At 70.2% G+C, this 20,366-nt stretch carries 18 protein-coding genes and 1 tRNA gene; 10 read left to right on the top strand and 9 right to left on the bottom strand.

All coding sequences use genetic code 11. The annotated features are described in order from the left end of the window. Window positions 1-223 precede the first annotated feature (223 nt). Window positions 224-931 (bottom strand): DUF5324 family protein, encoded by a 708-nt coding sequence (locus ACWCSV_RS23355; RefSeq protein ID WP_451145186.1) that lies wholly within the window; start codon window positions 929-931, stop codon window positions 224-226. Window positions 932-1,260: 329 nt separating this feature from the next. On the opposite strand from ACWCSV_RS23355, the gene ACWCSV_RS23350 reads away from it, so the two are divergent. Then, window positions 1,261-1,788, top strand: coding sequence for a peptidylprolyl isomerase (locus ACWCSV_RS23350; RefSeq protein ID WP_451145170.1), 528 nt, complete (start codon window positions 1,261-1,263; stop codon window positions 1,786-1,788). Between the two features lie 189 nt (window positions 1,789-1,977). Further along, window positions 1,978-2,886, top strand: coding sequence for a rhomboid family intramembrane serine protease (locus ACWCSV_RS23345; RefSeq protein ID WP_451145168.1), 909 nt, complete (start codon window positions 1,978-1,980; stop codon window positions 2,884-2,886). 459 nt (window positions 2,887-3,345) lie between these two features. Here ACWCSV_RS23345 and crgA read toward each other — a convergent pair whose 3' ends face one another. Beyond that, a complete protein-coding gene (crgA, locus tag ACWCSV_RS23340; protein ID WP_327176833.1) occupies window positions 3,346-3,600 on the bottom strand; it encodes a cell division protein CrgA in 255 nt (84 codons plus the stop codon). 137 nt (window positions 3,601-3,737) lie between these two features. On the opposite strand from crgA, the gene ACWCSV_RS23335 reads away from it, so the two are divergent. From ACWCSV_RS23335 to ACWCSV_RS23315, 5 genes are all read left to right on the top strand, one after another. Beyond that, the gene (locus ACWCSV_RS23335) at window positions 3,738-4,505 is read left to right on the top strand and encodes a DUF881 domain-containing protein (protein ID WP_451145166.1); all 768 of its coding nucleotides are present in this window, start codon (window positions 3,738-3,740) and stop codon (window positions 4,503-4,505) included. Window positions 4,506-4,623: 118 nt separating this feature from the next. Continuing rightward, complete coding sequence (locus ACWCSV_RS23330; protein ID WP_451145164.1) at window positions 4,624-4,809, top strand: hypothetical protein; 186 nt, start codon at window positions 4,624-4,626, stop codon at window positions 4,807-4,809. Next, a complete protein-coding gene (locus ACWCSV_RS23325) occupies window positions 4,806-5,444 on the top strand; it encodes an aminodeoxychorismate/anthranilate synthase component II (protein WP_451145162.1) in 639 nt (212 codons plus the stop codon). Before ACWCSV_RS23330 ends, ACWCSV_RS23325 begins: the two co-directional genes overlap by 4 nt. A gap of 227 nt (window positions 5,445-5,671) precedes the next feature. Beyond that, window positions 5,672-7,024, top strand: a complete 1,353-nt coding sequence (locus ACWCSV_RS23320; protein WP_451145184.1) for a class E sortase — start codon at window positions 5,672-5,674, stop codon at window positions 7,022-7,024. 65 nt (window positions 7,025-7,089) lie between these two features. Further along, entirely contained in the window at window positions 7,090-7,830 is a 741-nt protein-coding gene (locus ACWCSV_RS23315; RefSeq protein WP_451145160.1) for a class E sortase, read from the top strand. Between the two features lie 142 nt (window positions 7,831-7,972). On the opposite strand, the gene pknB is transcribed toward ACWCSV_RS23315, so the two are convergent. From pknB to ACWCSV_RS23285, 6 genes are all read right to left on the bottom strand, one after another. Next, window positions 7,973-9,976 carry a Stk1 family PASTA domain-containing Ser/Thr kinase gene (pknB, locus tag ACWCSV_RS23310; protein ID WP_451145158.1) on the bottom strand — a complete coding sequence of 668 codons (2,004 nt, stop codon included), beginning with the start codon at window positions 9,974-9,976 and terminating at the stop codon, window positions 7,973-7,975. Between the two features lie 186 nt (window positions 9,977-10,162). After that, window positions 10,163-11,617, bottom strand: a complete 1,455-nt coding sequence (locus ACWCSV_RS23305) for a peptidoglycan D,D-transpeptidase FtsI family protein (RefSeq protein WP_451145156.1) — start codon at window positions 11,615-11,617, stop codon at window positions 10,163-10,165. After that, window positions 11,614-13,032 carry an FtsW/RodA/SpoVE family cell cycle protein gene (locus ACWCSV_RS23300; RefSeq protein ID WP_451145154.1) on the bottom strand — a complete coding sequence of 473 codons (1,419 nt, stop codon included), beginning with the start codon at window positions 13,030-13,032 and terminating at the stop codon, window positions 11,614-11,616. The genes ACWCSV_RS23305 and ACWCSV_RS23300 overlap by 4 nt, the downstream gene beginning before the upstream one ends. A 23-nt stretch (window positions 13,033-13,055) precedes the next feature. Further along, window positions 13,056-14,543, bottom strand: a complete 1,488-nt coding sequence (locus ACWCSV_RS23295; RefSeq protein ID WP_451145152.1) for a Stp1/IreP family PP2C-type Ser/Thr phosphatase — start codon at window positions 14,541-14,543, stop codon at window positions 13,056-13,058. Window positions 14,544-14,675: 132 nt separating this feature from the next. Continuing rightward, complete coding sequence (locus ACWCSV_RS23290; protein WP_266706652.1) at window positions 14,676-15,191, bottom strand: FHA domain-containing protein FhaB/FipA; 516 nt, start codon at window positions 15,189-15,191, stop codon at window positions 14,676-14,678. A gap of 10 nt (window positions 15,192-15,201) precedes the next feature. Continuing rightward, the gene (locus ACWCSV_RS23285; protein ID WP_451145150.1) at window positions 15,202-16,116 is read right to left on the bottom strand and encodes an FhaA domain-containing protein; all 915 of its coding nucleotides are present in this window, start codon (window positions 16,114-16,116) and stop codon (window positions 15,202-15,204) included. A gap of 315 nt (window positions 16,117-16,431) precedes the next feature. Between ACWCSV_RS23285 and ACWCSV_RS23280 the strand changes: the two genes are divergently transcribed. Continuing rightward, window positions 16,432-16,514 (top strand) — tRNA-Leu (locus tag ACWCSV_RS23280). 239 nt (window positions 16,515-16,753) lie between these two features. Here ACWCSV_RS23280 and ACWCSV_RS23275 read toward each other — a convergent pair. Continuing rightward, window positions 16,754-17,218: a MarR family winged helix-turn-helix transcriptional regulator gene (locus tag ACWCSV_RS23275; protein ID WP_451145148.1), complete on the bottom strand. Its 465-nt coding sequence runs from the start codon at window positions 17,216-17,218 to the stop codon at window positions 16,754-16,756. Between the two features lie 133 nt (window positions 17,219-17,351). On the opposite strand from ACWCSV_RS23275, the gene ACWCSV_RS23270 reads away from it, so the two are divergent. Both ACWCSV_RS23270 and ACWCSV_RS23265 read left to right on the top strand, forming a co-directional pair. Beyond that, window positions 17,352-18,491: a hypothetical protein gene (locus ACWCSV_RS23270; protein WP_451145146.1), complete on the top strand. Its 1,140-nt coding sequence runs from the start codon at window positions 17,352-17,354 to the stop codon at window positions 18,489-18,491. Window positions 18,492-18,724: 233 nt separating this feature from the next. Then, window positions 18,725-20,320, top strand: a complete 1,596-nt coding sequence (locus tag ACWCSV_RS23265) for a DUF2252 domain-containing protein (RefSeq protein WP_451145144.1) — start codon at window positions 18,725-18,727, stop codon at window positions 20,318-20,320. The last annotated feature ends 46 nt before the right edge of the window (window positions 20,321-20,366 follow it).

Raw genomic sequence — 20,366 nt, 5'->3', positions numbered from 1 at the left:
GACCCTGCTGCCCGCGGACGTCCGCTCGGCGGGCACGCTGAGAATCGCCAGTACCGCGGGATCCCCACCGAGTTCGTTCTACGATGCGGTCGTCCGACGCCCCTCGGTGGTGGGGACGCGGTGGAAGCCGGGTGCGCGGTGTCCGGCCGGGCGGCGTTTCACGTGAAACGCCGCCCGGCCGGACACCCTGTTTCACGTGAAACAGGGACGGCCGGGGCGGCCCTCAGGGACGGTCGTCGCGATTCCCGTTCGGGTCACCGGCCTCGGCGTCCGTCTGCTTGGCCCTGACCTCGGGGTCCAGGTCGGTGCCGTCGACCGAGGTCAGCGGCGCCCCGGGGGAGCCGACCGCCGTGGGCTCGGACGGCTCCACCAGCCAGTCCGGGTTGGCCTGCCGGTCCCACCAACGCCAGGCGGCACACGCGCCGCCGGCGACCAGCGAGAAGATGAGGAACCCCTTGACGAACCTGCCGGTCTTCGCCCGGCGCACGTTCTTCCTGGCGAGCCGGTTGATGTCCTGGGCGGTGACCTGACCGCGCAGGGCGGCGAGGGCCGCCGCGCTGCGTACCTGGGCCTCCCCGGCGACCGGAGCGGCGGCGGCCACCGCGTACTCGAAGCGGGGCACGGTGTAGCCGGCCGCGCTCTTGGCCGCCTTGCGGGTGTGTACGGCGGCGACCCGGGCGGCGTCGTCGACCTTCGGGGGTACGTGGGCGAGGGCCTGGTCGAGACGGGGTGCCACGCGCGCGACGTACTGCACACGGGCCTGCTGTGCTGCCGCCGACACCTTGGGTGCGAGGCGCACCCGGGCCTCATTGGCGTAGTGCGCGGCCTGGATCTTGGCTGTGTCGGCGTAAGGCGCCACCACTTCCGCGGCGTGCTGCGCGCTTTCCTTCGCCGAGTCGGTTGCGGCGCGCACGCTGTCGATGCGGGTCACGGGATCCTCCTCCTTGGTGGCGGGTAGGTACTCCGCCTGTCCGCCCATGCCGAAATCATGCCTGCGGGGCTTCTGCGGGGCATGCGGGGCGGGCATCCGGGTCATGGGACATATGCGGTCAATCCGAATCGTGGAGTGCGTGGACGACGATGCCACGGTTCGAGTGGAGGCGCGCCGTACGGGCAGCTGCCCGGCCGGGTGTGTCCTGGTGAAGCCGCCCGGACGGGGCACGGGGGGAAGCGCCTCCGCAGCCGCCGCGCGCACAGAGCCCGTCGTGCGAGGATCGGAGAGCTTTTCCGCGCAGACCGAGGATTGATGGAAGGCAGACCGTGGCCGAGCAGCTGTACGCCACCCTGAGGACCAGCCAGGGCGACATCGAGATCCGGCTTCTGCCGAACCACGCCCCCAGGACCGTCCGGAACTTCGTCGACCTCGCCACCGGCGCCCGTGAGTGGACCCACCCGGCGACGGGCACCCGCTCCGCAGGCCGGCTCTACGACGGCACCGTCTTTCACCGGGTCCTGGAGAACTTCATGATCCAGGGCGGCGATCCGCTGGGGAACGGGACAGGAGGCCCGGGGTACGAGTTCGCGGACGAGTTCCACCCCGATCTCGCGTTCACCCGGCCGTATCTGCTGGCCATGGCGAATGCCGGGCCGGGGACGAACGGGTCGCAGTTCTTCGTGACCGTTTCACCGACTGCCTGGCTGACGGGCAAGCACACGATTTTCGGCGAGGTTCCCGGTGTGGCCGGCCGCAAGGTCGTGGACACGATCGCGTCGCTCCCGGCGAACCCGCGGACGAACCGCCCGTACCAGGACGTCGTACTGGAGTCCGTCCTGGTCGAGCACCGCTGACCCGCCGGCCAAGTCCTTTTCGCGGTCCTGCCGATCCGCCGCTGCCGTGCTGCCGTCCGTGCGTGATGTTCCGGCTCGGGGAAGACGGGGGACGCGGGAACCATTCGGACCGACGGTCCGTACGGTTACATAACGGACCAGGCCTGGCAGTGGCAGGACTGGCAGCGACAGGACCGAGAGGTCGGGACGATGGACCAGCAGCAGCCGCCGGCAGACCGCGACCCGTCCGGAGAGGGCGGGGCCGCGCGGTTCTGCTACCGCCATCCGGACCGCGGAACGGGCATCAGCTGCACCCGCTGCGACCGGCCGATCTGCAGCGAGTGCATGATCAGCGCCTCCGTGGGCTTCCACTGCCCGGAGTGCGTACGGGACGGTGGGGGTACGGGGCACCACCCGGCGGCCTCGCGGCCTCGTACGCTCACCGGCGGCGCGGTGGCGGCCGACCCCCGGCTGGTCACGAAGATCCTGCTCGCGATCAATGTCGCGGTCTTCGCGGCCGTGTGGCTCACCGGCCGGTCATGGCTGGTCGAGGACCTGATGCTGGTCGGCCGTGCCTGGGATCCCCAGCCGTTCCCCGGTGGCTGGACGGGGGTCGCCGAGGGGCAGTGGTACCGGCTGCTCACCTCGATGTTCCTCCACGAGGAACTGCTGCACATCGCCTTCAACATGCTGGGGCTGTGGTGGCTGGGCGGGCCGCTGGAGGCCGCGCTGGGCCGGGTCCGCTTTCTCGCGCTGTATCTGCTGTCGGGGCTGGCGGGCAGTGCGCTCACCTACTGGATCAGCGCGCAGAACCAGGGCTCCCTGGGGGCCTCCGGGGCCGTCTTCGGTCTGCTGGGCGCCACCGTCGTGCTCATGCGGCGGATGAACTACGACCTGCGGCCGGTCCTCGTCATCCTGGCGCTGAACGTGCTCTTCAGCCTGCGGTCGGGCATCGCGTGGCAGGCCCACCTCGGCGGTCTGGTCGCCGGCACGCTCATCGCCGTCGCCCTGGTGCACGCGCCGCGCGCACGGCGGAACGCGGTGCAGTTCGGAGCCTGTGCGCTGGTGCTCCTGGTGACCGTTGTGATCGTTTTTGCTCGTACCGCCGCGCTTACCTGACGGATTCTGTCCACTCCTGGAGCAGAGTTATCCACAGAATGACATCACAGGGCGACGGAGAGTTGAGTACGCGTGTTCGCCTTGTCGCTGAACAGGGTTTTCTTGGCGCGAGTGGTCGCTACAGCCGCCCCGCATGAGGGAGGCTGTAGTCACACCGGCGTCAACTTCGACGTAAGTTATCCACAGATCGTCTGACCTTTTCCCCCGCCTGTGGATAACTCTGTGGGTAACTTCAGGGCAGGGCTTGGAAAGGTCCCGCGATCAGCCTTGCGGACGGCCCCGCACCCGGCCCGAACCCGTGGTCCGGGCGGGAGCGGACAGCCGGAAGGCCGGTCGGACTCCGTGCGCGCACGGGTTCCGCCGGTATCTCGGGTGAAGCGGTCCTGCGGAGGTCAGGCAGTTGTCGCGCATGCCGCGGAGAAGAGGCGGCAGGAGCGGAGGGACAGCGGGGTCAGCGGGCTACTTCCACTGCGTGGAGACGGCGAAGCCGCCGCCGATGAGCCCGAAGCCGACCACGATGTTCCAGTTGTGGAGCGCCTCGATGGGGAGCGAGCCGTCGGTCACGTAGAACAGGACGATCCAGGCCAGACCGATGAGGAAGAGCCCCAGCATCACCGGAGCGATCCAGCCGCGGTTCCCCAGCTTGATGGTGGTCGCCTGGTTCGCCGCGAGGGGCGTGAAACCGGCCTTCTTGCGGATACGTGACTTCGGCACGAGGAACGCTCCTGTCGATGCGCTGCGTGACCGCGCAGTGATCTTTGGCTGGCGCCCGAGGGCGCTGGGGGGAAGCTGCCTCCCCCGGGCGTCCGTTAGCGTAGTGCTTCCATGGCGCCTGATGAGATAAGGGTACGTTGAGCAATCTCGCGGACTCCTCCGAAGAGGCGGCCCGGCGCACCTCGAAGCGGCCGGTCCGGGTGCTCACCGCTGCCGTCTTCGCGCTCGCCGGTCTGATCTTCGTGACCAGTGCCAACACGGCCAAGGGCACCAACATCCGCAGCGACTCCTCCCTGCTGAAGCTCTCCGACCTCATCGGTGAGCGGAGCGACAAGAACCGGTTGCTGACCGACTCGAACGCGGCCGTGCGCGCGCAGATCGACGCGCTCGTCCAGCGCGACGACGGCAGCACCGAGGCGGAGGACGCCCGGCGCAAGGCGCTGGAGAAGTCGGCCGGGACCACCGCGATCACCGGGAAGTCCGTCAGTGTGACGCTCGACGACGCCCCGCCGGACGCCACCGCGAACCCCGGATACCCGGAGCCGCAGCCCAACGACCTGGTGATCCACCAGCAGGACCTGCAGGCCGTCGTCAACGCGCTGTGGGACGGCGGCGCCCAGGGCATCCGGGTCATGGACCAGCGGCTCATCTCCACCAGCGCCGTCCGCTGCGTGGGCAACACCCTGATCCTCCAGGGCCGGGTCTACTCGCCGCCGTACAAGGTCACCGCCGTGGGCGACCCCGGCGAGCTCCGCAAGGCGCTGGACGCCTCCACCGCCCTGCAGAACTACCAGCTGTACGTGAAGGCCTACGGCCTCGGCTGGAAGCTCGACGAGGACGACAGGACGACCCTGCCCGCGTACGCCGGCACGATCGACCTCCACTACGCGCAGCCCGTCGGGTAGCGGCGGCGGGAGCCGTACCGGACGGCGCGCTTCCTCCCGCCCGCCGTGGCTTTCCACAGCTGCCCCACGCCCGGGCCACCGACCTTTAGTCTGGTCCCGAACCGAATGGAGGGGCAGCATGTACGGCTGGATCTGGCGGCATCTGCCGGGCAACGCGTGGGTGCGGGGAATCATCTCGCTCGTGCTCGTCCTGGCGGTCGTCTACGCACTGTTCCAGTACGTCTTCCCCTGGGCGGAGCCGCTGCTCCCGTTCGGTGACGTGACGGTGGACGGCCAGAGCGCCGGAGCGGAGACAGGGCAGTGAGCGCACGCATTCTGGTCGTGGACAACTACGACAGCTTCGTTTTCAACCTCGTGCAGTACCTCTACCAGCTGGGTGCGGAGTGCGAGGTGCTCCGCAACGACGAGGTCACCACCGCCCACGCCCAGGACGGGTTCGACGGGGTCCTGCTCTCGCCCGGTCCCGGCGCCCCCGAACAGGCGGGCGTCTGCATCGACATGGTGCGCCACTGCGCGGCCACGGGCGTGCCGGTCTTCGGCGTCTGCCTCGGCATGCAGGCGATGGCCGTGGCGTACGGCGGGGTGGTGGACCGGGCCCCCGAGCTGCTGCACGGCAAGACGTCGCCGGTGAGCCACGACGGGCAGGGCGTCTTCGCCGGACTGCCGTCCCCCTTCACGGCCACCCGGTACCACTCGCTGGCCGCCGAACCCTCCGCGCTCCCGGCCGAGCTGGAGGTCACCGCGCGGACCGCCGACGGCATCGTCATGGGGCTGCGCCACCGCGATCTGCCGGTCGAGGGCGTGCAGTTCCACCCCGAGTCGGTGCTCACCGAGCACGGCCACCTGATGCTGGCCAACTGGCTCGTCCGGTGCGGGGACGCGGGCGCGGTCGACAGATCGGCGGGGCTCACGCCGGTGGTGGGCAAGGCCGTCGCGTGACCGCACTCCGTCCCGGGCACGACGCCGGTGAGGAGTACCCGCCGAGGCGCGGGACGGGCGGTTCGTTCGAGGACGCGGTGGGCCGGCTGGCGGATCCGCTGAACGACCCGCTTCCGGGGGGCTACGCCCCGCCCCCGGCGCGCCATGCCGGGGACGGCCCGGTGGAGAGCGCGCCGGGCAGCCCGCCCGCCGAACGTCCGCCCGCGGGCGGACGCGTCGTGGAGGGCGTGGTCGTGGAGAGCTCCCTAAGAGCCCGTACGGGGCGGCCACGGCCACCACGGCGGCCGGTGGGGTCCCAGGAGTACCAGAACCCCCAACAGCCCCCGTACGGGCCGCAGGAGGGCCTCCGGCAGCCCGGTGGGCCCAGTGAGTGGTACGACCCCGAGGGCTACCGCCGCGACTGGTACGGCGGACAGGACCGGCAGACGCCCGCACCCGGGCCGGCCGGGGCCACCGGGCCGACCGCCCGGACCGGGCCCGCCGGACCGGCAGGGGCCACCGTCTCCGGCTTCGGTACGCCCCCCGGTGACGGGACCGGGCCGGGTGGCGGCGCCCAGGCGTTCCCCGGCGGGTCCGCGGATGAGGCGGCGACCACCGTCCTCCCTCCCCTGGACACGCCCGGCCACCACGGTCAACTCCCGACGCACGACGAGACCGTCGCCCTGCGGACGGTGCGCCCCGCAGCCCCGGACCGGCCTGGAACCACCGAGACCACCGGGGCCCCCGAGGACGGGCCGGCTCCGGGCGGACGGGCGGAGCGGCGCCGGGCGGCCAAGGCGGGCGGTCGCCGCCGTCCGCCCCCGCCGCCGGCGCCCGTGGGGAGCGGCCCCGGGGACGGACCGGAGGGCGCGGGGCCCGCCCGTCCGATGTCGCGGGTGGAGGCGCGCCGGGCGGCCCGCGCGGCCAAGGACAGCCCGGCGGTCGTGGCCAGCCGGGTCGTCGGTGAACTCTTCATATCGCTCGGCGTGCTGATGCTGCTGTTCGTCGCTTACCAGCTCTGGTGGACCAACGTCCGGGCCGACCGGATCGCGGGCCAGGAGACCCACAAGATCCAGGACCAGTGGGCGGCCGGCGACCGGGACCCCGGGGTCTTCGAGCCGGGTCAGGGCTTCGCGATCATCCACATCCCGAAACTCGACATCGTCGCGCCCATCGCCGAGGGCACCAGCAAGGAGAAGGTGCTCGACCGGGGCATGGTCGGCCACTACGGCGAGGGCGCGCTGAAGACCGCGATGCCCTCGGCCGCCCAGGGCAACTTCGCGTTGGCCGGGCACCGCAACACCCATGGTGAGCCGTTCCGTTACATCAACAGGCTGAGTCCGGGCGACAAGGTCGTGGTCGAGACCCAGGACGCGTACTACACGTACGAGATGACGAAGACGCTCGCGCAGACCTCGCCGTCCAACGTGTCGGTGATCAGTCCGGTGCCGGCCGGGTCCGGATTCACCGCGCCCGGCCGCTACATCACTCTGACGACCTGTACGCCGGAATTCACCAGTACCTACCGCCTGATCGTGTGGGGCAAGATGGTCGACGAGCGGCCGCGGAGCAAGGGCAAGCCCGACGCTCTCCTGGACTGACGACAGCGCGCTCGCGGGCGGACCCCTCCCGGCGGCGGACAACCCCACGACAAGGGACGGTTGCGGTGGTAACGAGGACCGAGCACGAGGCGCCGGCCGGCGAACCCGCTCCGCCCCTCGCGGCGGAGCCGGTCCGGCGCCATGTGGTCGCGGCGGCCGTCAGCGTCCTCGGTGAACTCCTCATCACCGCGGGGCTGGTGCTCGGTCTCTTCGTCGTGTACTCCCTGTGGTGGACCAACGTGGTCGCCGACCACGAGGCCGACAAGCAGAGCCACGCCGTCCGCGACGGCTGGAAGGCGGCCACCGGACCGGGCGCGCTGGACATAGAGGGCGGCATCGGCTTCCTGCACGTACCGGCCATGAAGAACGGTGAGGTGCTGGTCAGGAAGGGCACCGACACCTCCGTCCTCAACGACGGCGTCGCCGGCTACTACACCGACCCGATCCCGGCCGCGCTGCCGTCCGCCGCCCGGGGGAACTTCACGCTCGCCGCGCACCGAGACGGCCACGGCGCGAAGTTCCACAACATCGACAAGGTGCACACCGGTGACGCGATCGTCTTCGAGACGCAGGACACCTGGTACGTCTACAAGGTGTTCAAGACGCTCCCGGAGACCTCGAAGTACAACGTGGACGTGCTCCAGCAGGTGCCGAAGGAGGCCGGCGTGACCAAGCCCGGCCGCTACATCACCCTGACGACCTGCACCCCGGTCTACACCTCGAAGTACCGCTACATCGTCTGGGGCGAGCTGCAGCGCACGGAGAAGGTCGACAGCGACCGTACGCCCCCGGCCGAGCTGCGCTGACCGCGGCGGGCCGCGGCCGGCCGCAGGCGGGGTAACCGCCGGTCCGGCGTATCACCCGTAGAACATATGAAGGGGCCCGGACCACCGTGAGGTGGTCCGGGCCCCTTCGTCGTGCTGCGCGCGGGAGGTGCGCCGGGTGGGATCAGCCGAAGAGGCCGGCCGCGACGTTGCCGCCGCCTCCGCCGCCGTTGCCGCCCATCGTCTTCACGTTGACCGCGCTGCCCTTGTCGACCTGCTGCCCGACGTCCGGATTGACGATGAAGACCATGGCGTTGTCGTCGGAGGAGCCGTCGACGCTGCCGAGCACCAGTCCGTTCTGGGCGAGCAGGGCCTTGGCCGCCGCCAGTGTCTGGTTCCTGATCTCGGGGACGGCCACCTTCTCGGGCTGCGGCGGTCCCTTGGAGACCTTCAGCACGATCTGGACGTCCTTGGCCTGCTCGGTGCCGGGCGCCGGGGTCTGCTCGACCACGGTGCCCGCGGGGGCCGTCGAGTCGGTCTCCGCCTGCGAGACGTTGGTGAACCCGAGACCGTTCAGCTGGCTCTGGGCCTGCTCGAACGTACGGCCCGACGTCGAGACGTCCGGCATGGAGATGAGCTTCTCCGTGGCGACGGTGATCGTCACCTCGGAATCCTTCTCCGCCTGGGCGCCGCCCTCGGGGCTCTGCTTGGTGACCGTGCCCGGGGTCGCGTCCGACTCCTCGCTCTCCACCTTCACGGTGAAGCCCTTCTCCTCCAGCTGCGCGCGGGCGTTGTCCTTGGACTTCTCGGTGACGTCCGGGACCTCGACCTTCGGCGCGCCGGAGGAGACGTGGACCGTGACGGTGTCGTTCTTCTGCAGCTCACCGCTGGAGGGGTCCTGATCGCAGATCTTGCCCTTCTCCTGGTCCTCGCACGGCTTCTCGTCGCCGACCTTGAGGACGAGGTCGGAGTTGTCCGCGAGCCGTTGGGCCTCCGCGACCGTCGATCCGACCATGTTCGGCACCGGGACCGTGCCGGAGTCCTTGTTGTCGGTGAAGACGGTGCGGCCGATCAGGATGGCGCCGATCAGTACGAGGACGCCGCCCAGGACGAGGAGGATCGTCGAGGTGTTGCTCTTCTTCTGGTTCTGGCGCCGCCGTCCGGGGCGGTCGTCGTAGCCGTAGCCGCCGTCGTCGGGGTTGAGCGGCGGCATCATCGACGTCTGCGGGCCGCCGGGGTTGTCCGCGGCGCGCAGGGCGGTGGTGGGCTGGTCGCCTCCGTAGCCGCCGTCGTACCCGCCGTAGCCCCCGTACCCCGCCGCGCCCATGGCGGCGGCCGCGGCGACCGGGCGGCCGTCGAGGCAGGCCTCGATGTCGGCACGCATCTCGTCGGCGGACTGGTAGCGGTAGTCGGGGTCCTTGGTGAGCGCCTTCAGCACGATCGCGTCCATCTCGGGCGTGATCTCGGGGTCGAAGTTGCTCGGCGGCTGCGGCTCCTCGCGGACATGCTGGTAGGCCACCGCGACGGGCGAGTCCCCGATGAAGGGCGGCCGCACCGCGAGCAGTTCGTACAGCAGGCAGCCGGTGGAGTAGAGGTCGGAGCGCGCGTCGACCTGCTCGCCCTTGGCCTGCTCCGGGGAGAGGTACTGGGCGGTGCCGATGACCGCGGCGGTCTGCGTCATCGTCATGCCGGAGTCACCCATCGCACGGGCGATGCCGAAGTCCATGACCTTGACCTGGCCGGTGCGCGTCAGCATGACGTTGGCCGGCTTGATGTCGCGGTGCACGATCTGGGCGCGGTGCGAGTACTCCAGCGCCTGGAGGATGCCGACCGTCATCTCCAGGGTGCGCTCGGGCAGCAGTCTGCGGCCGGAGTGCAGGAGTTCCCGGAGCGTGGAGCCGTCCACGTACTCCATCACGATGTACGGGATCGAGACCCCGTCCACGTAGTCCTCGCCGGTGTCGTAGACGGCGACGATCGCGGGGTGGTTGAGCGAGGCCGCAGACTGGGCCTCTCGGCGGAACCGGGCCTGGAAGGACGGATCGCGGGCCAGATCGGCCCGGAGCGTCTTCACGGCTACGGTGCGGCCGAGCCGGGTGTCGTGCGCGAGGTAGACCTCGGCCATGCCACCACGGCCGAGCACCGAGCCCAGCTCGTACCGGCCGCCGAGGCGACGCGGCTCTTCCATCACTGTTCCAGCCCTCTCCGTCAGTCCCGACCGCACCCGTGTGTGGTCCGGCGGTGCGCTGTTCGCGCATACGCTACCGGGCACGCGCGACGCGTTCGGCCCGCACCCGTCAGCCGATATCCGACCGGTATCCCGATGTCCGGTATGACGGTCGGGCCTCGGGCCTTGTCCGGGGCCGTCCCGCCCCTACTTGCTGTCGATGACCGCCTTCATGACGGCCTTCGCGATCGGGGCGGCCAGACCGCCACCGGAGATGTCGTCCCGGTTGGCCTTGCCGTCCTCGACCACGACCGCGACGGCGACGGGCGAGCCCTTGTCGGTCTTCGCGTAGGAGATGAACCAGGCGTACGGCTTCTCGCTGTTGTTCAGACCGTGCTGCGCGGTACCCGTCTTGCCGCCGACGGTGACGCCGTCGATCTTGGCCATGGTTCCCGTGCCCTTCTCGACGACGGTCTCCATCATCTGCTGGATCTTCTGCGCGTTCTCGGCCGAGAGAGGCTGGCTCATCTCCTTCGGCTCGGCCGTGTAGATGGTGTCCGTGTTCGGCGCCTGACGCGAGGCGACCATGTACGGCTGCATGAGCTTGCCGTCGTTGGCGACGGCCGAAGCCACCATGGCCATCTGGAGCGGGGTGGCGCGGTTGGACGCCTGGCCGATGCCCGCCATGGCGCTCTGCGACGGGATGTCCTCGGGGAAGACGCTCTTGTCGGCACGGACCGGGGTGAAGATCTCCTGGTTGAAGCCGAACTTGTCGGCCTCCTCGATCATCTTCTTGTTGCCGAGGTCGGCGCTCACCTTGCCGAAGACGCTGTTGCAGGACCAGCGCAACGCCTCACGGAGCGAGGCGTTCTCGCAGGGGATGTTGCCCTCGTTCTTGAGCGGGAGCGTGGTTCCGGGGAGTTCCCAGGGGAGCGGGGACTTGGTCGGGTCGTCGATGTTGTCGTAGAGACCGTTCTCCAGGGCGGCTGCGGCGGTGACGACCTTGAACGTCGAACCCGGCGGGTAGGTCTCGCGCAGCGCCCGGTTGAGCATGGGCTTGTCCTTGTCCGCGAGGAGTTTCGCGCGGGCTTCGGAGTCCTTGTTGGAGTTGCCGGCGAAGACCGAGGGGTCGTAGGACGGCGTGCTGGCCAGGGCCAGGATGGCGCCGGTCTGCGGGTCGAGCGCGACGGCCGCACCCTTCTGGTTGCCGAGCCCCTTGAAGGCGGCCCTCTGGGCGGCGCCGTTGAGCGTGGTGACGACGTTGCCGCCCTTCTTCTGGTCCCCGGTGAACATCGACAGGGTGCGGTTGAAGAAGAGCTGGTCGTCGTTGCCCGTGAGGATGCCGTCCTCGATGTTCTCCAGCTGCGTGGAGTCGAAGGCCTGAGAGGAGTACCCGGTGACGGGGGCCCACATGGGCCCGTCCTTCCAGACCCGCTTGTACTTGAAGTCGCTGCCGTCCGTCTCGACGGAGCCGGTGACGGCCTTGCCGTCGACGATGATGTCGCCGCGCTCGTGGGCGTACCGCTCGATCCGGACGCGGCGGTTCTCGTCGCGCGAGTTCAGCTCGTCGGCGCGGACGTACTGGAGGTAGTTCGTACGGACCAGCAGGGCCAGGATGAGGACCCCGCAGAAGATCGCGATCCGGCGCAGGGGCTTGTTCACGGACGGACCACCTGAGTCATCTCGGCGTCGGGCGAAGGGGCGGGGGCGGGCGCCGGGCGGCGCGCGGTGTCGCTGATCCGGATGAGTACGGCGATCAGCGCCCAGTTGGCGAGCACGGACGAACCGCCGTACGCCAGGAACGGCATCGTCATACCGCTGAGCGGGATGAGGCCCATCACACCGCCGGCGACGACGAAGACCTGGATGGCGAAGGCACCGGAGAGGCCGACCGCGAGGAGCTTGCCGAACGGGTCACGGGCGGCGAGCGCCGTACGGATACCACGCTCGACGATCAGGCCGTAGACCAGCAGGACCGCCATCATTCCGGCCAGACCGAGCTCCTCGCCGACGGTGGAGAGGATGAAGTCGGCGTTGGCGGCGAACATGATCAGGTCCGAGTGGCCCTGGCCGAGGCCGGAGCCGAGGGTGCCGCCGGAACCGAACGACATCAGGGACTGGGCGATCTGCTCGCTCGCGCCGCTCCCGCCCTGGCCGAAGCCCTTGAACGGGTCCATCCAGGCGTCCACGCGCTGCTGGACGTGCGGCTCGAAGGTGGCGACACCGACCGCGCCGGCCGAGGACATCAGCAGACCGAAGACGATCCAGCTGGTCCGCTCGGTCGCCACGTAGAGCATGACGATGAAGAGGCCGAAGAAGAGCAGCGAGGTGCCGAGGTCGGTCTCGAAGACCAGGATCAGGATCGACAGAGCCCAGATCGTCAGGATCGGGCCGAGGTCACGGCCGCGGGGCAGGTACATCCCCATGAACCGGCGGCTCGCCAGGGCCAGCGCGTCCCGCTTCACCATGAGATAGCCGGAGAAGAAGATCGCGATGAAGATCTTCGCGAACTCCCCTGGCTGGATGGAGAAGGGACCAAGGCTGATCCAGATCTTCGCGCCGTTGACGGCGGGGAAGAAGATCGGCGTGATCAGCAGGACCAGGGCCACGACCATGGAGATGTACGTGTAGCGCTGGAGGACCCGGTGGTCCTTGAGGACCATCAGCACGGCGACGAAGAAGGCGACGCCGATCGCCGAGTACAGCAGCTGCTTGGGCGCGTCCGGGCTGTACGACCCCCATCGCTGCTCCGCGTTCTGGATCAGTCGTTGCGACTGGTCGAGGCGCCAGATCAGCACCAGGCCAAGGCCGTTGAGCAGGGTGGCCAGCGGCAGCAGCAGCGGGTCGGCGTACGGCGCGAATTTGCGCACCACGAGGTGGGCGACGCCGCCGAGCAGGACGAGCCCGGCGCCGTAGCCGAGCATTCCGGACGGCAGTTTGCCGTCGATGGCGAGACCGACGTTGGCGTACGCGAAAACCGAGATGGCGATGGCGAACACCATCATCATCAGCTCGGTGTTGCGGCGGCTCGGTGCGTCGATCGCGCCGATGGTGGTCGTGTTGGTGACAACGCTCATGGTGCTGTGGGCCCCCTACGGCCTTACTGCTTACCGCACTGCGGGACCAGCTTCTGCTCTTCCTCCGAGAGGCTGGGGCCGGGAGTGGGGGTCGCTGCGGTCGGCTTCGTCTCCTTGGCGGTCTCCTTGTCGGAGCCCGCTTCGGAGGTCTTGTCGGCGGAAGCGGCGTTGCTCTCCGCGGCCTGCTTCTCGGCCGCTCGGCGCTGAGCGTCCTTCTTGCAGGCGCTGGCCAGGGTCGACAGCTGGTCGACCTTCTTGCGGGCGTCGCTGAGGTTGCCCTCGGCGATCGTCTCCTCGACCTGCTTGCGCTGGTACGGCGGCAGGTACTTGAGTTCGATCTCCGGGTGGTCCTTCTCGACCTTCGAGAGCGAGACCCAGCCGAGGTCCTGGCTGATGCCGCGGAACAGGGCGACGTTCTCGTTCTGGGCACCCACGTAGAACTGCGTCTGCGTCCAGCGGTAGCCGCCGTACAGGCCGCCGCCGACGATCGCCAGGGCGAGCACGCAGTACAGCGACCGCTTGAGCCACCTGCGCCCGCCGGGCTTGACGAAGTCGTCCTCGGTGTACGAGTCGAAGGAGCCGTGCGGGCCGTCGCCGTAACCGGAGTCGCCGCCGCTGCCGGGCGGGCCGAAACCGCCGGCCGGCGGCGGCACGGAGCGGCCGAGGCCGGCCGCGCGTCCGGCCGGGGTCTGCATGGCCCCGCCGTCGCTGAGCTGCGCCTGGTTCTCCGCGACCGCGCCGACGATCACCGGGGTGTCGTTGAGGTGGCCGGCCAGGGTGTCGTTGCTGTCGACGTCCAGGACGTCGGCGACGATGCAGGTGATGTTGTCCGGTCCACCGCCGCGCAGGGCGAGCTGGATGAGCTCCTGGATGGTCTCCTGGGGGCCCTGGTAGCTGGCGAGCGTCTCTTCCATCGTCTGGTGCGAGACGACGCCGGAGAGGCCGTCGGAGCAGATGAGGTAGCGGTCGCCGGCCCGGACCTCGCGGATGGATAGGTCGGGTTCGACGTGGTCGCCACTGCCCAGGGCCCGCATCAGCAGGGAGCGCTGCGGGTGGGTGGTGGCCTCCTCCTCGGTGATCCGGCCCTCGTCCACCAGCCGCTGCACCCAGGTGTGGTCCTGGGTGATCTGGGTCAGGAGTCCGTCGCGCAGCAGGTACGCGCGGGAGTCGCCGACGTGCACCAGGCCGAGGCGCTGGCCCGTCCAGAGCAGGGCGGTGAGCGTGGTGCCCATGCCCTCCAGCTGGGGGTCCTCCTCGACCATGACGCGGAGCTGGTCGTTGGCACGCTGCACGGCGGTGCCGAGCGACGTGAGGATGTCCGAACCGGGGACGTCGTCGTCGAGCTGGACGAGCGTGGAGATCACCTCGGAGCTGGCGACCTCACCGGCGGCCTGGCCGCCCATGCCGTCGGCGATCGCGAGGAGGCGGGGACCGGCATAGCCGGAGTCCTCGTTGCCCTCCCGGATCATGCCCTTGTGCGATCCGGCGGCGAAACGCAGGGACAGACTCATGCGCACCTCGCCCGTCGGTTCGGGGTACAGCCGGTCCTGTCGAGCCACACTGCCCACCCTCCGGTCGGGAACCGGGCCGCGTCCTTCGTCAGGACCGCCGCGGCTCGCTCGCTCCGCTCGCTCATTGTCGTACTACTTCCGCAGCTCGATGACGGTCTTGCCGATACGGATCGGCGCACCCAGCGGAACAGGCGTCGGGGTGGTGAGACGGGTCCGGTCGAGATACGTGCCGTTGGTGGACCCGAGATCCTCGACGATCCACTGGCCGTCCCGGTCGGGGTAGATCCTGGCATGCCGGCTGGACGCGTAGTCGTCGTCCAGCACGATCGTTGAATCGTGGGCCCGGCCCAGCGTGATGGTCTGGCCCTGGAGCGCGACCGTGGTGCCCGTGAGGGAGCCTTCGGAGACGACCAGCTTGGTGGGTGCGCCGCGGCGCTGACGCGCCGGCTGCTGGCGCTGCTGCGGTGGTGCTGCCGCCTGTTGGCGAGCCTGCTGCGGACGCGTTTCGGTGCCCGTGCGGCGTGAGCCGCGCTGGGTCACGCGCGTTCCGAACAGATCGCTGCGGATGACCTGTACGGCCACGATCACGAACAGCCACAGAACGGCTAGGAAACCTAGCCGCATGACCGTCAGGGTCAGCTCTGACATTGCCCCCGCTTCACCCTTCGGCTTGCCGGTAAACGATGGTGGTACTGCCCACGACGATCCGCGAGCCGTCGCGGAGCGTAGCGCGGGTGGTGTGCTGCCCGTCCACCACGATGCCGTTGGTGGACCCGAGATCCTGGATCGTCGAGGGCGTTCCGGTCCGGATCTCACAGTGCCGGCGGGATACGCCGGGGTCGTCGATCCGCACGTCGGCTTCGGTGCTGCGTCCCAGCACCAGCGTCGGGCGGGAGATCTGATGGCGGGTGCCGTTGATTTCGATCCAGCGCCTGACCTGTGTCTCCGGCAGGGGGCCGGAGGGCACGGGCGGTCGGCGCCGGTCGCTCGCGGGGCCCGCTCCGCGTCCGCCCGGCGGCGGGGCCGCGGGCATCGGCGGGGCTGCGGGGGGCGGGTAGCCGTAGCCGCCGGGGGGCTGCTGCCCCTGCGGGGCCGCGGGCCTGCCCGGTGCCTGGCGCTGGGCGCCGTAGGGGTCGGGGCGTCCGCCGCGGGGCTGGTCGGGCCTGCCCTGGGGATCGGCGGGTTCCTGCTGCGACGTGCTCGACGCGAGGGTGCGGCTGCGTACGCGGTAGAGGCCCGTGTCCAGGTCCTCGGCCTTCTCCAGGTGGACCTTGATCGGTCCCATGAAGGTGTAGCGCTGCTGCTTCGCGTAGTCCCGTACGAGTCCGGACAACTCGTCGCCGAGCTGTCCGGAGTACGGGCTGAGCCGCTCGTAGTCGGGAGCGCTCAGCTCGACGATGAAGTCGTTGGGGACGACGGTCCGCTCGCGGTTCCAGATCGTCGCGTTGTTGTCGCACTCGCGCTGGAGCGCACCCGCGATCTCGACCGGCTGGACCTCGGACTTGAAGACCTTGGCGAAGGTGCCGTTGACCAGACCTTCGAGACGCTGCTCGAAACGCTTCATGACTCCCATGGGGGCACCTCCTCCGGTGTCATCGTCCCTGTACTGCTTACTGATCGTATCCACGCCCGGGGAAAACGGCTGGTTCCCCTTGTCCGGCCGGTGGACGAGTGTCCCCCCTCACACGGATCGTAGAGGTGGCCACATCACAGTGTCCCGCACACGGGGTGCTCTCGGCAGGACTGGGGAGAGGGTTCCGCGTTCCCGCTTCCCGCTCGGGGGTCACCGAAACAACGGATGTGAATCCTCCCCGATCAGCGTGCTAATCTTCGGTTGTCGCCAGGGAGAAGCGCCGAAACGGCGGGACGAACTGGAAACACCACTCTTGCGCGAGTGGCGGAACGGCAGACGCGCTGGCTTCAGGTGCCAGTGTCCTTAGGGACGTGGGGGTTCAAATCCCCCCTCGCGCACAACGAGTAGCTGGAAACAGCTGCTGGGTTGGTTCGACAGAACCCCCGCACCGGAGAGATCCGGTGCGGGGGTTCTTCGTTGTGCCCGCGTCCCGGCTCGTGTTCATGGCCGGGTTCATGGCCGGGTTCGGCGGCGGCCGGTCCCTTGGGACGCATGTGATGGCTGTGCTCTGTTTCACGTGAAACAGAGCCCGTTCGCCTGCGCGGCGGAGTTCGCGGACCGGCCGGACAGTGCCGGGTTACTCGTCCGTGGAGTTGCTCGCGACGTTGTAGCGCAGCAAGTACCGGGCGAAGGCGGCGAGGTCCTCGGTGGTCCACTCGGCGAGGCGTTCCTGGTACGCCGCTCGGCGACTGGCCTGGGTCGAGACCAGCGCTCTGAGCCCGGCCGGTGTGGGACGCAGGACGTGGATCCGCTGGTCTTCGGGGTCCGGGTGGCGTTCGATCAGTCCGAGTTTCTCCAGGGAGGTGACCTGACGGCTGACCGTCGACTTGTCCAGCATGTAGTGGGCGGCGAGGTCGGTGGCCCGGCAGCCCTGCTGTTCGTGGATGTACGAGAGCAGGGACTGGGAGACCAGGGGCAGTTCCGGATGGAGCCGGGCGGCGGTGGCCCTGGCCCGGCGCGAGAAAGCGGTCAGCTCGCGCTGGATGATGTCGAAGGATTCCGCGCGCCCGCCGGTGCCCTGCGCCACGGTGTCGTCCGTCACGAGGTCCGCCTCTCTGTGTGTATCGCCACGTGTTTCTGTCGCGCTGTCGTCGTACTCGCTCCAGCACCCGAAACAAGTTGTAGGATACAACTTAAGTAGAAGTTGTAAAACGCAACCATGAGAGATCGTGCTGATGTCCACAGGACCGACTGCCGCCGGAGGTCCCTCCGCCGGCGCCAACGCCGCCGCGCTGCGGCATGTACTGACCCACCTGGTCACGCCTCTGCTGATGTGCATCGGTATGGGGCTCGCCTATCTGGGGGCCTTCCACGCGCCGGAGCCGCACGACCTCCGCGTCGACGTCGTGGGCTCGGGCGCGAGCGCCCAAGTGCTGGCGCAGACCCTTCAGGACAAGGGGGACGGCGCGCTCGACGTGCGTACGGTGCCGGACCGGGCCGCAGCGGCGGAGCACCTGCGGACCCAGGACAGCTACGGTGCCTTCCTGCCGGGAGCCCGCCCCGAACTCATGGTGGCTTCGGCCTCCTCGGACACCACCGCCACGGTGGTCCAGAAGGTCTTCACCGAGGTGGCGGCCGACCAGGGTGCGCCGTTGAAGGTCACGGACGTCGCTCCCACGGCGGCCGGTGACCCGACCGGGCAGGGCATCTTCTTCCTGCTCGTCGCCGTCAGCATCGGTTCGTACGCTTCCGTGGCGGTCGTGGGCGGCGTCGGCGGGGTGCTGCCGCTGCGGCTGCGGGCCGCGCTGGTGGCCGGAATGTCGCTGCTGGTGAGTCTGATCGGAGTGGCCTTCGCCGGACCGGTGTTCGGGCTGGTGGACCACGGTTTCGGCGGGCTCTGGGCGATGGCGTGGCTGTACTCGGCGGGCATCCTGCTGATCGGCGTCGGGCTGCACACCTTCCTCAAGCGGTGGACGACGCTCGGGGTGATGGTCCTCTTCGTGATGCTCAACTTCACCAGTTCGGGCGGCATCTTCCGGCCCGAACTCCAGCCCGGCTTCTTCGGCGCGCTGCACTCCTTCTGGAACGGTGCGGGCTTCGTCGAAGGGGTGCGCGGCCACGTCTACTTCGGGGGCCACGGCCTCGGCCGCGACGTGCTGGTGCTGGCGCTCTGGCTGGTGGCCGGAGCTGTGGTCATGGGTATCGCGGGAGCGGCGGAAGCACGGCGGCGCCGGGCGGTCGCGGCCGTGCCCGCGTCGGTGGCCCCGAGTCCCTCGGCCGCTGCCGGTGGGAACGGCGTCCCCGCCGGGGACGCGCGGACGGCGGCGGAACGCGAGGAGGCGGAGGAGGAGCTGGAGGAAGCCGTGGGCGTGTAGGCCGCTCGTCGAAGGTCCCGCCCGTCCGGCCTTGGTCCGCAGGACGGGCGGGACCCTCGACGAACGGCACATCACCTCGCGGCTTTACTCGCTCTTTGGCCTGTTCAGCGACTTGTCCACAGGTTGGAGCGGTAGTTGTCCACAGGGACCGGCGGGCCGGGGCGAACGGCGGTACGGTCATGGCCCATTGAGGGCGTACGAGGACCGCTGGTGGGCGGGGGAGGCGGTTTTCCATGAGAGGGACCGATGCTGGATTCGTTGCCGGGACCGAGGTCCGGGGCCTGTTGGAGGTGACTCTGACGGGCGCTCCGGTGTCCGTGGGAGGCGCGGACGGCGTGGACGGTGTGGGCGGTGTGGGCGGCGTGGGCGCGGCCGAGGCTACGGCTGCGGGCGGCCTGGAGACGGCCGTACTCGCCCCGGGGGTTCCGGTTCGTCGTGCGCCCGGTCCGCGCATTCCGGCGGTCCCGGGTTTCGCGCGGCGGGCGGAGGAGTCGTCGCGCAAGGCGGCGGGCCGTGCGTTGCGGGAGCGGGTGCCGCGTGGAGCCCACGGCTCGCTGGTGCTTCCGGCGGGGCGGCCCGACGCGGTGCGGGCGGTCGAGGAGTCGAACAGGGGCCGGGTGGCCGGTCTGACCCCGATACGGGTGGGGCGCATGGCTGCCACCCCCTTCGCGTTCCTGCGCGGTGCGGCGGGACTGATGGCCCACGACCTCACGGGGACGCCCGTCACCGGGGTGGGCGCGCAGCTCTGCGGTGACGCGCACGCGGCCAACTTCGGTCTGTACGGCGATGCGCGCGGCAACCTCGTCATCGACCTCAACGACTTCGACGAGACGGTCTTCGGTCCCTGGGAATGGGACCTCAAGCGGCTGGCCGCCTCCTTCGTGCTCGCGGGTCGGGCGGCCGGCGCCGACGAGGACACCTGTCGCAAGGGCGCGTACGACGCCGTGGGCGCGTACCGGCGGACGATGCGGCTGCTCGCCCGGCTGCCCGCGCTCGACGCCTGGAACGCCATCGCGGACGAGGCGCTCGTCTCGCACGCGGACGCGCGGGACCTCCTCGGGACGCTGGAGCGGGTCTCGGCGAAGGCCCGGAAGAACACGAGCGCCCGGTTCGCCGCCCGGTCCACGGAGGAGTCGGAGGACGGCGGGCGCCGGTTCGTGGACGCCCGGCCAGTGCTGCGCCGGGTCCCGGACGCGGAGGCGGCGGCGGTCGCGGCGGGGCTGGGCGGCTATCTGGAGACCCTCCCCGAGGACCGGGTGCCGCTGCTCGCCCGCCATGCCATCCACGACGTGGCGTTCCGGGTGGTCGGGACGGGCAGCGTGGGGACCCGTTCGTACGTGGTGCTGCTGCTGGACCACCGGGGGGAGCCGCTGGTGCTCCAGGTGAAGGAGGCCCGGCCGTCGGCGCTGACGCCCCACCTGCCGGCCGCGGGTTTCGAGGTTCCGGTGGTGGAGCACGAGGGGCGCCGGGTGGTGCTCGGGCAGAAGCGGATGCAGGTCGTCAGCGACCATCTGCTCGGCTGGGCCGAGGTCGAGGGCCGGCCCTACCAGGTGCGGCAGTTCCGGAACCGCAAGGGCAGCGTCGATCCGGCGGCACTCGCCCCGGACGAGGTGGACGACTACGCGCGGATGACCGGTGCCCTGCTCGCGCGGGCCCACGCGCACAGCGCCGATCCGCGCCTCGTCGCCGGGTACTGCGGGAAGAACGACGAGCTGGAGGAGGCGGTGGCGGACTTCGCCGTGACGTACGCGGACCGGACCGAGGCGGACCACGCCGAACTCCTCAAGGCCATCAGGTCCGGCCGCGTGGCGGCCGAGCTGGGGGTCTGAGCGCCGGGGCGGCCCCCGCCGGGTCCTCGGCCCGGCCGCCGGGGCC

Source organism: Streptomyces sp. NPDC001770 (assembly GCF_053596135.1).
The sequence above is the reverse complement of the archived record's forward strand: the minus strand, read 5'-3'. Positions and strand labels throughout refer to the sequence as shown.